Origin of the sequence: Nocardioides sp., assembly GCF_035703625.1 — a bacterium.
Classification (GTDB): Bacteria; Actinomycetota; Actinomycetes; order Propionibacteriales; family Nocardioidaceae; genus Nocardioides.
This window is the reverse complement of sequence record NZ_DASSXS010000211.1, coordinates 16324-30103: the sequence shown is the minus strand read 5'-3', so window position 1 is coordinate 30103 and position 13780 is coordinate 16324. Positions and strand designations below refer to the sequence as shown.

General features: G+C 67.9%; 10 protein-coding genes. 9 read left to right on the top strand and 1 reads right to left on the bottom strand.

Translation table 11 applies throughout. The annotated features are described in order from the left end of the window. Nucleotides 1–62: 62 nt before the first annotated feature. On the bottom strand, nt 63–1304 hold the full coding sequence (locus VFN12_RS10515) for an ROK family transcriptional regulator (RefSeq protein ID WP_325118616.1): 1242 nt from the start codon (nt 1302–1304) through the stop codon (nt 63–65). A 357-nt stretch (nt 1305–1661) separates the two neighbouring features. Here VFN12_RS10515 and VFN12_RS10510 point away from each other — a divergent pair, with 357 nt between their 5' ends. The 9 genes from VFN12_RS10510 (at nt 1662) to VFN12_RS10470 (ending at nt 13775) form a co-directional block, all read left to right on the top strand. Beyond that, entirely contained in the window at nt 1662–2558 is an 897-nt protein-coding gene (locus tag VFN12_RS10510; protein ID WP_325118615.1) for a sugar ABC transporter permease, read from the top strand. Continuing rightward, nucleotides 2558–3424 carry a carbohydrate ABC transporter permease gene (locus tag VFN12_RS10505; RefSeq protein WP_325118614.1) on the top strand — a complete coding sequence of 289 codons (867 nt, stop codon included), beginning with the start codon at nt 2558–2560 and terminating at the stop codon, nt 3422–3424. The genes VFN12_RS10510 and VFN12_RS10505 overlap by 1 nt, the downstream gene beginning before the upstream one ends. A gap of 30 nt (nt 3425–3454) precedes the next feature. Beyond that, the gene (locus VFN12_RS10500; protein WP_325118613.1) at nt 3455–4789 is read left to right on the top strand and encodes an ABC transporter substrate-binding protein; all 1335 of its coding nucleotides are present in this window, start codon (nt 3455–3457) and stop codon (nt 4787–4789) included. 122 nt (nt 4790–4911) lie between these two features. Next, nucleotides 4912–6423: an alpha-N-arabinofuranosidase gene (locus tag VFN12_RS10495; protein ID WP_325118612.1), complete on the top strand. Its 1512-nt coding sequence runs from the start codon at nt 4912–4914 to the stop codon at nt 6421–6423. 180 nt (nt 6424–6603) lie between these two features. Further along, nucleotides 6604–8568, top strand: a complete 1965-nt coding sequence (locus tag VFN12_RS10490; RefSeq protein ID WP_325118611.1) for a right-handed parallel beta-helix repeat-containing protein — start codon at nt 6604–6606, stop codon at nt 8566–8568. Between the two features lie 117 nt (nt 8569–8685). Continuing rightward, nucleotides 8686–9870 (top strand): xylose isomerase, encoded by a 1185-nt coding sequence (gene xylA / locus VFN12_RS10485; protein WP_325118610.1) that lies wholly within the window; start codon nt 8686–8688, stop codon nt 9868–9870. Nucleotides 9871–9892: 22 nt separating this feature from the next. Then, nucleotides 9893–11320: a xylulokinase gene (xylB, locus tag VFN12_RS10480; RefSeq protein ID WP_325118609.1), complete on the top strand. Its 1428-nt coding sequence runs from the start codon at nt 9893–9895 to the stop codon at nt 11318–11320. Between the two features lie 53 nt (nt 11321–11373). Continuing rightward, the gene (gene araB, locus VFN12_RS10475; RefSeq protein ID WP_325118608.1) at nt 11374–13101 is read left to right on the top strand and encodes a ribulokinase; all 1728 of its coding nucleotides are present in this window, start codon (nt 11374–11376) and stop codon (nt 13099–13101) included. Continuing rightward, nucleotides 13098–13775: an L-ribulose-5-phosphate 4-epimerase gene (locus VFN12_RS10470; RefSeq protein ID WP_325118607.1), complete on the top strand. Its 678-nt coding sequence runs from the start codon at nt 13098–13100 to the stop codon at nt 13773–13775. Before araB ends, VFN12_RS10470 begins: the two co-directional genes overlap by 4 nt. The last annotated feature ends 5 nt before the right edge of the window (nt 13776–13780 follow it).

Below are 13780 nucleotides of genomic sequence, written 5' to 3'. Positions count from 1 at the left end.
GCCCCACGGCGAGGCGCGGCGCCGTCGGAAGGTGTTCGCAGCGCCCGGTCTCCGGCGTCCGCCTACTGCGCGGCCGCGCTGCCGACGCTCGGCGGCGCGTCCGCGCCCGCCCCCCATGAACTGGGGTCGTCGAAGAGGCTCTGGAGCACCGACAGCGCCGCTCCGGTCATCGCCGTTTGCTGCCCGCTCGCGACCGGACGTACCCGGGGTCGGGACCAGGCGGCGGACAAGACCCGCGTCTGCAGCTGCTCGGCGACCGCTGGTGTCAGCCGTTCCGCCAGTGGGGCGTAGAAACCTCCGAGCACCACCTCGTCGATGTCGACGAGATTGACGGCGTTGGCCAGGGCCACCCCGAGGGCCCAGCCGGCGCGATCCACGGCCCGACCAGCGTCGGCGCTGCCCGCCTCGAGGAGGGCGAGCAGGTCCTCCACGGGCGTCAACGGGTCGAGACCCGCACCCGTCATCACAGCATCGCGGCCGGCGTACCCCTCCAGGCAGCCGCGAGATCCACAGGCGCACGGCGGGCCGTCCGGCTGAACCGTCGTGTGTCCCAGCTCGCCGCTCCAGCCCCGTCGTCCCTGGAACACCTGCCCGTCGTAGACGAGACCGCAGCCGATGCCCACCTCACCTGAGACGTAGAGGAAGCTCGGCCGGGCCTCAGGGTGAGCACAAGCCTCGGCCCAGGCGGCAAGGTTCGCCTCGTTGGCCAGTTCGACAACCTCCAGTGAGGAGAAGGGCGAGCGAGTCAGTACGTCGGCGAGCTGCAGGTCGCGCCAGCCAAGGTTGGGGGCGAGCCGAAGGGTGCCCAGCTCGCGGTCGACGATGCCGGGCAGTGCGATGCCCGCGCCGACGATCCGGACACCGCTCGCCCTGATCTCCTTGATCATGTCGCGTGCCATCGAGGCCAGGAGGTCGAGGGCCTTGCTGGGGCTGCTCTGGTGGAAGTCGCGCACCTCCAGGCGCTCGGCCAGCGTCCGGCCCGACAGGTCCACAGCCCGGCCGCCCAGGTAGGAGACGTTGATCTCCAGGCCGATGGCCGCGAACGTGCCGCCAGCGGCGACGAGGGGGACGGCGGGTCGTCCTGCGCCTCGCCCCGTCACGGGTGGCAGCTCGGTCAACATTCCAGCCGCCACCAGCCGGTCGACGAGCGCCGAAACGGTCGCGCGGGTGAGGCCCGTGCGCGCGGCGACGTCAGCACGTGAAGGGGGAACGGATGCCTCGAGCACCTCCCGCAGCACGAGCCGGAGGTTGTGCCTGCGCAGCGTGGCCTGACGTGCCCCGGGGGTGGTTGTCATCCGCTGCATGGGTCTTGACGCTACCGCAGGCACCGCATAAGTTCATTCGCACAACTAATTTGTCCGCCAATACGGAGGGGCGATGCGTCGGCCGACCCGTGACGACAGGTGCTCGTGTGGGACGAGGACCGTGTGCTGGACCAGCCAGGGCCAGCGTGGTTCGGGTTCGTGTGCACAAGGATCGGCCGCTGCGGCCCACGACCCCGCCGGCCGGGCCGCCGGGGGGCGGGTGCTGGTCACGTGACGAGCACGGACAGGTCCCCTGCGGCGACCGTGGAGTCGCGGCCCGGTTCGGACTCGGCGGAGAGGCAAGCGTCGAGCTCTGCCGACCTGACCCGCGGGAAATCCGGCCGTCGCCCGCGCCGGATGAAGAACCTGCTGTACTCCCAGCGCCTGGCGCCGTACCTGTTCATCGCACCGTTCGTGATCACCCTGTTGGCCTTCTGGATGGTGCCGCTCGCACGAACGTTCATGATGAGTACGCAGGAAGTGCTGTTCGGGCAGGCAACCTTCGTCGGCGCCGAGAACTACGAGCGGCTCTGGAACGACCGGATCTTCTGGCAGGCGCTCTACAACAGCGCCCGCTACATGGTGCTCACCATCGCGCTCCTGATCCCGATCCCCCTGGTGCTGGCCGCGCTGATCAACTCCAAGATCGGCAGTTCGCGCGTCAAAGCGGTCTTCAAGGCATCGATGTTCATACCCGCGCTCACCTCGGTCGTGGTCGCCGGCATCATCTTCCGCTTGATGTTCGCCGAGACCGACTCCGGCCTGATGAACCAGGTCATCGGGTTCTTCGGCGCGGGACCGGTCAGGTGGTTGCGCGAGGACCTCGGAGGGCTGACCGCACTCCTGATGCTGGCCCTGTGGCGATACGCGGGGGTCAACATCCTCTACTTCCTCGCGGGAATGCAGTCGATCCCCGAGGAGTACTACGAGGCTGCGTCCATCGACGGGGCGAGCCGGGTGCAGCAGTTCTTCCACATCACCATCCCGAACCTCAAGCCGATCATGATCTACGTGACGACGATCAGCATCTACGGCGGCCTGGCGATGTTCCTCGAGAGCTTCATGCTCTACGCCGGCAACAACTCGCCCAACAACCAGGGGCTCACCGTCGTGGGCTACCTCTACCGACGAGGGATCGAGGAGAACGACCTGGGATTCGCCTCCGCCGTCGGCGTCGTCCTCCTCGTCCTGATCATGGCCATCAACCTCACCTTCCTCACCCTCACCGGGACCTTCAAGAAGGAGGCTTCGTGATGGGTGCCGAGCGAGGCGGGCGCGGCAAGTACCCACTCCCGAGGGGCCTGCACTCTGCCATCCAGACCGGGTTCCTGGTCGTCCTGACCCTGATCGTGCTCGTGCCGCTCCTGGCGATCTTCGTCGGCACATTCCAGGACGGCAACGAGATCATTCGCAAGGGTCTCTCCCTGGACATCGACCCCGCCACCCTGTCCCTGGACAACTACGTGATGCTCTTCACCGACTCCGGCCCCTACTTCAGGTGGTTCGCGAACTCGATCCTGCTCACAGCGGCGCAGGTGGCCGGCACCCTCCTGGTGAGCTCGTTCGTCGCCTACGGCTTCGCGGTGTACGACTTCCGGGGCAAGAACATCCTGTTCATCTCCGTGCTGCTGCTCATGACCGTGCCTTTCGAGATCATGATGCTCCCGCTGTTCGTGATGGTGAACGACGTCGGCCTCGCCGACTCGTACTCCGTGATCGTGTTCCCGTTCCTCGCCGCCTCGGTCACGATCTTCTACTTCCGGCAGTACTTCCTGGGCATCCCCAAGGACCTGCTCGAGGCCGGCCGGGTCGACGGCGTCACGGAGTTCGGCATCTTCTTCAGAGTGGTCGTCCCTATCGCGAAGCCGGCCTTCGCGGCGATGGCCATCCTCAACGGCATGGTGATCTGGAACAACTTCCTGTGGCCGCTGCTGGTGCTGCGGTCGAGGGAGAAGTTCACGCTGCCGATCGGGCTCAACACGCTGCTCACCCCACATGCGAACAACTACGAGCTGCTCATCATCGGTTCCTTCTTCTCGCTCCTCCCCGTCCTGGTGCTCTTCCTGCTGTTCCAGCGGTTCTTCGTCGCCGGGATGACGGCCGGGGCGCTCAAGGGCTGACCGACACCACCACAGAGATGGAGACACATCATGGCTAGATCCCGCAGATTCACCTCGCTCCTCGCCACGGGACTCGCGGCAGCCCTCCTGCTGGCGGCCTGCGGTGGCGACGGCTCCAGTGACGAGGGCGGGCCGGACGCGGAGGGTCGGTACAACCTCGAGATGTGGGTGTTCGCCGAGCTGCACGCCACCTACTACGAGCAGATGGCCGAGCGGTGGAACGAAGAAAACCCGGACCGGCCCATCGATCTCGAGGTCACGGTGTATCCCTACGAGGACATGCACAACAAGCTGCAGCTCGCCGTGAACTCCGGGTCCGGGCTGCCGGACCTCGTCGACATCGAGGTCAACCAGTTCTCGAACTATGTCAAGGGCGGCGAGTCGCCGCTGTCCGACCTGACCGAGGCAGCAGAGCCGTACGAGGACGACGTCGTCCAGGCCCGTCTCGACCTCTACACCCGAGATGGCGTACTCCGCGGGTTCCCGACCCACGTGGGCGCCTTCGTCGCCTTCTACAACACCGCGCTGCTGGAGAAGGCCGGGATCGACTACAAGACCATCAAGACGTGGGAGGACTTCCAGGAGGCAGGCACCACCTACAACAAGGAGACCGGCCGCGAGTTCGGGGTCGCCAGCACCGGAGTCAACATGGTCGAGCCCCTCATGATCGCGCAGAAGGGCGGCAACCTGTTCGCCGAGGACGGCACCGTCGCGGTGGACAGCCCCGAGGTCGTGGAGACCCTCGAGTTCGAGCAGGAGATGCAGGAGGCGGGAGCGATCTCCACGATTCCCGGAGGTAGCCCCGATGCCGAGGAGGCCTACGGCGCCATCAATGACGGGGACTACGCGGCGATCGTCTACCCCGCCTGGTACACCTCACGCTTCGTCGACTACATGCCGGACCTGAAGGGTGACATTGCGATCGCACCCGCGCCTGTGTTCGAGGACGCCGAGGTTGCGACCATCGGCGGCGGCGGCACCGGGACCGCAGTGCCTGAGAGTTCTCCTGACAAGGAGATCGCCACGGAGTGGCTCGCGTTCGCGAAGCTGTCGCCGGAGGCGAACGTGGCCGTCTGGGAGGTGCTCGGATTCGACCCGGTGAACACGTCGGTGTGGACGAACAAGAAGGTCACCCATGACCCGAACAACAAGTTCAACCAGTACTTCCAGACGAATCTCTTCGACGTGCTCAATCAGTACAGGGGGGACATCGGCCACTTCGATTCCTTCACCAGCGAGAACCTTCCCGCGGTCGACGACATGTTCACGACGGTCACCTACAGCCAGATCTTCGAGGAAGGTGTCCCGGCTGACGAGGCACTCGACCAGGCGCAGACCGACCTCGAGAACCAGCTCAGCGAGTAGGTCGAGGTCGATCCCGGGCGCCGGCTGGACCGCTGACGCCCGGGACGCCGCGAGCCCGGCGGGGTGGGGTCGAGGAAGTCACTCGCCGGTCCACCAGTGATCACCCGAGCACAGGAGAAGCAATGCAGGACGGCAAGCTGTCGATCGATCCGGCGTTCACGGTGGCGCCGGTCAACCGCCGCACCTTCGGCTCGTTCGTGGAGCACATGGGCCGGTGCGTCTACGGCGGCATCTACGAGCCCGGCCACCCCACGTCGGACGACGACGGCCTCCGCGGCGACGTCCTCGAGCTCGTGCGTGAGCTCGGCGTCACCGCAGTCCGCTACCCGGGCGGCAACTTCGTGTCCGGCTACAAGTGGGAGGACGGTGTCGGCCCGGTCGAGCGACGTCCGAGCCGACTCGACCCCGCCTGGAAGACCATCGAGACCAACGCGTTCGGCCTCAACGAGTTCATGTTGTGGGCGGGCAAGGCCGATATCGAGCCCATCATGGCGGTCAACCTCGGTACCCGAGGATTGACCGCGGCCCTCGAGCTCCTGGAGTACGCCAACCATCCGCACGGGACGGACCTCTCGGACCGTCGCATCGAGCACGGAGCCAAGGAGCCGCACAACATCCGCATGTGGTGCCTGGGCAACGAGCTGGACGGGCCCTGGCAGCTGGGCCACAAGTCGGCGGACGAGTACGGGCGGCTGGCGGCGGAGACGGCGCGTGGCATGCGTCAGCTCGACGGCGGCCTGGAGCTCGTCGCCTGCGGCAGCTCGGGCCGCGCCATGCCGACGTTCGGTGCGTGGGAGGCCACCGTCCTGGAGCACACCTACGACGTCGTGGACTTCGTCTCGGCCCACGCCTACTACCAGCTCGAGGGTGACGACGTCGCCAGCTTCCTCGCCTCGTCCGTCAACATGGACCTGTTCATCCGCGAGGTCATCGCCACCGCGGACCACGTGGGCGCAAAGCTCTCCTCTTCGAAGAAGATCAACATCTCCTTCGACGAGTGGAACGTCTGGTACCTGCGGGAGCTCCAGCAGAAGGGCATGCCGGAGGAGTGGTCGACGGTGGCGCCTCGGCTGAGCGAGGACCCCTACACCGTCCTCGACGCCGTGGTGGTCGGCTCTCTGCTCATCACGCTGCTCAGGAACAGCGACCGAGTGACGGCCGCATGCCAGGCCCAGCTGGTCAACACGATCGGCTCGATCCGGGCCGAGGAGAATGGACCGGCGTGGCGGCAGTCGATCTTCCATCCGTTCGCCTTGACCGCGAGGCACGCGCAAGGGCAGGTGCTCCAGCCCCGGGTCGCCGCCCCCACCCTGGTGACCAGCCAGCACGGCGAGGTGTGCGTCCTGGACTCCGTGGCCACGTACGACGCCGCCGAGGAACGCCTGGTGGTGTTCGTCGTCAACCGGCACCCCTCGGAGCCGGTGTCCTTCTCCAGCGAGCTGCGCGCCTTCGGCAGGGTGGAGCTCGTGGAGGCCAGGATGCTGTGGGACGAGGACCTCTTCGCGGTGAACACGATGGACGCACCCGACCGGGTGTCGCCGAAGCCACACAGCTCCGCGCAGGTCGTCGGAACCGCGTTGCAGGCTGCGCTTCCGCCCGCATCGTGGAGCATGATCGTGATGAAGGTGTCCTGACACCGCGCGCGGCCGCTGCGGGCAGGCCTTCGTGACACGGTCACCCTGTGGTCGCCCACCGGGCCGAGGCCCGGGCTCCCCTGCTCCCCGGGTTATCCCTCACCATCCTCCGGCCACTGCTCGACGTTGCTGTCGTAGCAGTACCGATCGACCACCCGTAGAAGGAAAGGCACCAGCGCGATGACCGTGTTCCACGTTGCCACGACCGGATCCGACAGCGCCGCAGGCTCCGCGAGCGCGCCTCTTCGGACCATCAATGCGGCCGCCGCCCTCGCCCAGCCCGGCGACACCGTGCGGGTCCACGAGGGCGAGTATCGCGAGTGGGTGACGCCCGCCCGTGGCGGGCGCAGCGATCGACGCCGCATCACCTATGAGGCGGCCGCGGGGGAGCGGGTGGTCATCAAGGGGTCGGAGCGCATCGCGGAGTGGGCCCGGGAGGACGGCACCGTCTGGCGGGCGGAGGTTCCCAATGCCCTGTTCGGCCGCTTCAACCCCTTCGCCGAGGAAGTCGGCGGAGACTGGCTGGTGCACCCCCCACACGGTCGGCGCAAGCATCTCGGCGATGTCTATCTCAACGGGCGCAGCTTCTATGAGGTGGATGACCCCGCGGCGGTCTCCACGGCGCCGGCCCGCAGCGAGGCCGTCGACGGTTGGACGGGGCTTGCCGAGCCGGTCCTCGACGTCGAGCAGACCCGCTACGTCTGGTCCGCCGAGGTCGGGGAGGAGTCGACAACCATCTGGGCCAACTTCCAGGGCGCCGACCCCACCGTCGAGCTCGTCGAGATCAACGTGCGCCGCTCGGTCTTCTACCCCATGCAGCACCATCTCGACTACATCACGGTGCGCGGCTTCGAGATGGCCCAGGCCGCCACGCCCTGGGCGCCGCCGACCGCGGACCAGCCGGGTCTGATCGGGCCCAACTGGGCCAAGGGCTGGATCATCGAGGACAACCTCATCCACGACTCGAAGTGTTCAGCGATCTCGCTGGGCAAGGAGGCGTCGACCGGGCACAACTACGCGACGCTCCGCGGCGACAAGCCCGGCTACCAGTACCAGCTCGAGTCCGTGTTCTCTGCCCGGCAGGCCGGGTGGGACCGCGAACACATCGGCTCGCACACAGTACGTCGCAACACGATCTTCGACTGCGGCCAGAACGGCATCGTCGGGCATCTGGGGGCGGTGTTCTCGATCATTGAGGACAACCACATCCACCACATCGCGACCAAGCGCGAGTTCTACGGGTACGAGATCGCCGGGATCAAGCTCCATGCAGCCATCGACGTACAGATCCGCCACAACCGGATCGACCACTGCACGCTCGGAGCCTGGCTCGACTGGCAGACCCAGGGAACCCGAGTCGCACGCAACCTGTTCTACGCCAACACGAGGGACCTGTTCGTCGAGGTCAGCCACGGCCCGTACATGGTCGACCACAACGTGCTCGCGTCCCGCGTCGCGCTGGAGGTCTGGAGCCAGGGAGGGGCCTACGTCAACAACCTCGTGGCTGGAGCCGTGCGACTGGATCCCGTGATTGACCGGGCGACCCCCTATCACCGCCCGCACAGCACCCAGGTCAGCGGATACGCGGTGATCTGCGGGGGAGACGACCGCTACATCGGCAACATGTTCCTCGGGGGTGACGCAGCCCTCGCGTATCGACCCGGCAGCGAGGCACACGAGCGCGCGACCTACGGCACCCAGGGCTACGACGGCTATCCCGCCACGTTTGCCGCCTACCTCGAGGAGGTCAACGCGACCTCGGGAGACCACAAGCGGTTCCATGGCGTCAAGCAGCCCGCCTACATCCACCACAATGCGTACGCGAACGGTGCGGCGCCGTACGAGGGGGAGTGCGACGCGGTCGTCACGCACGAGACGGTCTCGCTCTCGGTCGTCGAGGAGGGTGGGCATGTGCACCTGGAGGTCGAGCTGCCCGACGCCCTCGCCGCTCCGCTGACCGGCCCCGTCGCCGGTCGCGACCTGCCACGGGTGCGCCTCGCCGACGGCGATTTCGAGGAACCCGACGGATCTCCGGTGGCCCTCGACACCGACCTGCTCGGTCACGGCAAGGAGCAGGGCACCGCATACCCGGCCGGCCCACTCGCCACGCTGTCCGGCGGCAGCACCCGCATCCGCGTCTGGTGAGGGTCCTGAACCAGGTCTCGTCCGCCCACGGACACCCTCCGGGCTCGGTCTTGACGGCCGCGGCGGCCACCACATAAGTTCATTGACACAACAAATGTCCGCAATCCAGGAGGGGCGATGCGTCGGCCAACCCAGGACGACAAGTTCTCGTTCGGGCTGTGGACAGTCGGCTGGACCGCGCAGGACCAGTTCGGCTCGGCGTCCCGAGAGCCGTTGGACCCGATCGACGCGGTCCACAAGCTGGCTGACCTCGGCGCCTGGGGCGTCACCTTCCATGACGACGACCTGGTTCCGTTCGGGTCGGACAAGGCCACTCGTGAACACCTGCTCGCCGAGTTCGGCGCGGCGCTGCGAGCGACCGGCCTCGTGGTGCCCATGATCACCACCGACACCTTCTCGCACCCGGTCTTCAAGGACGGCGCCCTCACGTCCAACGATCGGGAGGTGCGGCGGTACGCCCTGCGCAAGCTGCTGCGCAACACCGATCTCGCTGCGGAGCTGGGCGCGTCCACCTTTGTCATGTGGGGCGGCCGTGAAGGGTCGGAGTACGACGGGTCGAAGGACGTACGTGCGGCCCTGGACCGCTACCGGGAGGGAATCGACTCGGTGGCGGGCTATGTCAAGGAGCAGGGGTACGGGCTGCGGATCGCGCTGGAGCCCAAGCCGAACGAGCCGCGTGGCGACATCTTCCTGCCCACCGTGGGCCACGCCCTCGGCTTCATCGCCGAGCTCGACCACGGCGACGTGGTCGGCGTGAACCCCGAGACGGGCCACGAGCAGATGGCCGGCCTCAACTTCACGCACGGAATCGCGCAGGCCCTGTGGGCGGGTAAGCTCTTCCATCTCGACCTCAACGGTCAGCGAAGCATCAAGTACGACCAGGACCTCGTGTTCGGGCACGGCGACCTGGTCTCAGCTTTCTTCACCGTTGACCTGCTGGAGAACGGCTTCCCGTCGGGCGGACCCCGCTACGACGGCCCCCGTCACTTCGACTACAAGCCGTCCCGGACCGAGGGGTACGACGACGTGTGGGCGTCCGCCGAGGCCAACATGCGGATGTACCTCCTCCTCAAGGAACGAGCACTGGCCTTCCGGAGCGACCCCGACGTCGCCGAGGCGATGGAGGCAGCCGGCATCGGCGAACTCTCCCAGCCGACCCTCGGAGAGGGAGAGTCGACGGCGGACCTGCTCGCCGACCACCCGTCCTTCGACGACTTCGACGTGGAGGTTGCCGCCGAGCGGTCCTACGGATTCGTACGGCTGAACCAGCTCGCGACCGAGCACCTGCTCGGAGCCCGCTGAGCCCATGGCGCGCGTGGCGGGCGTGGACTCATCCACGCAGGCATGCAAGGTCGTGGTGCTTGACGCGGACTCCGGAGCGCTCGTCCGGTCAGGCAGGGCCGCTCACCCGGACGGCACCGAGGTCGCCCCGGACTGCTGGTGGGAGGCCCTCCAGGCAGCGGTCGAGGACGCGGGCGGGCTGCACGACGTCTCCGCGGTGTCGGTTGCCGGCCAGCAGCACGGGATGGTGACCCTCGACGACGAGGGCCGTCCCGTTCGTGACGCCTTGCTCTGGAACGACACCAGGTCAGCTCCCGACGCGCGCGAGCTGGTTCTGGAGATGGGCGACGGTGACGAGCAGGCGGGTGCTCGCTGGTGGGCCGAGGAGATGGGCTCGGTGCCGGTCGCCTCGCTGACCGTGTCGAAGCTGCGTTGGCTGGCTCGTAGCGAACCAGACTGCGCCGAGCGGGTCGCGGCCGTGGCCTTGCCGCACGACTGGCTCACCTGGAGGCTTGCAGGCTCCGACGGACTGGCGTCGCTCACGACGGACAGGTCGGACGCCTCCGGCACCGGCTACTGGTCACCGCTGACCGGTCGCTACGACTTCGACATGCTCGAGCGCGCGCTGCGTCATGGCGCCGTGGTGCCGCAGGTCCTGGGGCCGACCGACGCCGCCGGTCACGCAGCCCCGGGCGCGGTGACGGGCCTCGGCCCGGAGGTCCTGCTCGGTGCCGGTGCGGGGGACAACGCTGCCGCGGCGCTCGCCCTGGGCCTGGGGCCCGGAGACGTGGTCCTCTCGATCGGGACCTCGGGAGTCGTGTCGGCTCTCACCGAGAGGCCGGTGAGCGACCCCTCCGGAATGGTCACCGGGTTCGCCGACGCGACGGGCCGGTTCCTGCCGCTGTGCGCCACACTCAACGCCTCCCGCGTCCTCGACGCGGCGTGCCGGATCCTTTCTGTGGACCACGAGGAGCTGTCCAGCCTGGCGCTGTCCGCGCGTCCCGGTGCGGAGGGGCTGGTCCTGATTCCGTACCTCGAAGGCGAACGCACTCCCAACCGTCCTGACGCCACGGGAGCGCTCCACGGCCTGCGGTCGGGGAACACGACCCCGGCCAACATCGCGCGGGCCGCGGTCGAGGGCATGCTGTGTGGGCTCGCCGACAGTGTCGATGAGCTCCGGCGCCAGGGAGTCGTCGTACACCGCCTGGTCTTGGTCGGCGGCGGTGCTCGATCCAGGGCCGTCCGGGAGATTGCGCCGATGGTCTTCGGACTCGACGTGGCGGTGCCACAAGTTGGCGAGTACGTCGCGAGCGGGGCTGCCATGCAGGCCGCGTGGGTGCTGTCCGGATGCGGGACTCCACCTCCCTGGTCCGCGCTGCGGCGTGACGACCTGCCCACGATTCCGGCACTCGGCGGTGGGGAGCCCGTGCGCGAGCGCTACCGCGAGGTGCGGGACGCGGCGGAGGGTTAGCGCTCACATGAACGGACTTCTTGCAGGTACCCGGTGCGGAAAGGAAGCGAACGATGAGGGGTAGCCCCGGACGCTCGTCTGCCGCGACCGTCGGCGTGGACTTCGGCACCCTGTCCGGTCGTGTGGTCGTGGTGCGTGTCAGCGATGGGCAGGAGCTGGGCAGCGCCGTACATCCGTACCGCCACGCCGTCGTCGACCGGGTGCTGCCCGGCGGCAGGACGAAGCTGCCCCCCGATTGGGCCTTGCAGGTCCCTGGGGACTACCTCGAGGTGCTGCGGGTGGCCGTCCCTGAGGCCGTCCGCGCAGCGGGGATCGATCCGACGGACGTCGTGGGCATCGCCACCGACTTCACGGCGTGCACGATCCTGCCCACCCTGGCGGACGGCACCCCGCTGTGCGAGCTGCCCGAGTACGCGGGCGACCCGCACGCCTACGTCAAGCTCTGGAAGCACCACGCCGCGCAGGCGCACGCAGACCGCATCAACGAGACCGCCAGGGACAGGAGCGAGCCGTGGCTGGCGCGCTACGGCGGGCTCATCTCATCGGAGTGGGAGTTCGCCAAGGGCCTGCAGCTTCTCGAGGAGGCCCCGGACATCTACGAGGCGATGGCCCACTTCGTGGAGGCGGCGGACTGGATCGTCTGGCAGTTGTGCGGTACCTACGTGCGCAACGCCTGCGCGGCCGGCTACAAGGGGATCTATCAGGACGAGACCTACCCGTCCACGGACTTCCTTGCTGCACTCAACCCGGCCTTCGCCGGCTTCGTCACTGACAAGATCGGTCACCGCGTCGCTCAGCTCGGAGACCGCGCCGGTGGCCTGTCAGCTCGGGCCGCCAAGTGGACCGGACTCCCCGAAGGGATCGCAGTTGCGGTCGGCAACGTCGACGCTCACGTGACCGCGCCGGCAGCGGGAGCAGTGGAGGCTGGCCAGATGGTCGCCATCATGGGCACCTCGACCTGTCACGTGATGAGCAGCCAGACGCTGCGCGAGGTCCCGGGGATGGCCGGCGCCGTGCACGGCGGCATCGTGCCCGGGATGTGGGGCTATGAGGCCGGCCAGAGCGGCGTGGGTGACATCTTCCACTGGTTCGTCAGCAATTGCGTACCGGAGTCGTACCAGAAGGCTGCTCGGCAGAACGGTCAGGACGTGCACGACTACCTCACCGGGCTCGCGTCCCGGCAGCGCGTCGGGGAGCACGGGCTGATCGGGCTCGACTGGCACAGCGGAAACCGTTCGGTCCTGGTGGACCACGAGCTGTCTGGTGTCATGGTGGGTCAGACACTCGCCACTCGTCCTGAGGAGATGTACCGGGCGCTCCTGGAGGCCACAGCCTTCGGGACCCGGGCGATCATCGAGACGTTCGACGCAGCTGGCGTGCCCGTCAACGAGCTGATCATCGCGGGAGGGCTCCTCAAGAATCCGTTCCTGATGCAGATCTACGCCGACGTCACGAAGATGCCACTGTCGACGATCAGGTCCAGCGAAGGACCCGCTGTCGGATCGGCCATTCACGCTGCCGTGGCTGCCGGTGTCCATCCAGACGTGCATGCCGCGGCCGGTGCCATGGGACGGGTGCACGAGAACACGTACCGACCCATCCCCGAGAACTCGCGAGCCTACGACGAGCTGTTCGCGGAGTACCGCCTCCTGCACGACTACTTCGGCCGGGGTGCCAACGACGTGATGCACCGCCTCAAGGAGCGCAGACGCGCCGCACACGGCGGCAGTGCCGAGGCAAGCACCGAGCTCGACGAGATCGTGGCGGGGGTACGGCGGTGACCGTCACCGAAGACATCCGCGGAACCATCCAGGACCTGAGGGCGACGGTCGCGGAGCTGCACTCCGAGCTGACCCGGTACCAGCTGGTGATCTGGACGGCCGGCAACGTGTCGGCGCGCGTCCCGGGCCATGACCTGATGGTGATCAAGCCGTCCGGCGTTCCCTACGACGCGTTGAGCGCCGACACCATGGTGGTCACCGACCTCCACGGCGAGCTCGTGGAGGGCGACTACTCACCATCCTCCGACACCTCGGCGCATGCCTACGTCTACCGGTCCATGCCCGAGGTCGGGGGAGTGGTGCACACACACTCCTCGTACGCGACCGCGTGGGCAGCCCGGGGGGAGCCGATCCCGTGTGTGCTGACGATGATCGCCGACGAGTTCGGCGGGGAGGTGCCGATCGGTCCATTTGCCCTGATCGGCGACGAGTCGATCGGGGAGGGCATCGTGGCGACGCTGCGGAAGAGCCGTTCCAAGGCGGTGCTGATGCAGAACCACGGCCCCTTCACCGTCGGTGACACCGCGAGGGCCGCCGTCAAGGCTGCGGTCATGGTGGAGGACGTGGCCCGGACGGTCCACCTTGCCCGGCAGCTCGGCGAGCCGCTGCCGCTGGAGCAGTCCGACATCGACCGCCTCTACGCGCGCTACCAGAACGTGTACGGGCAGCACTGACTGAA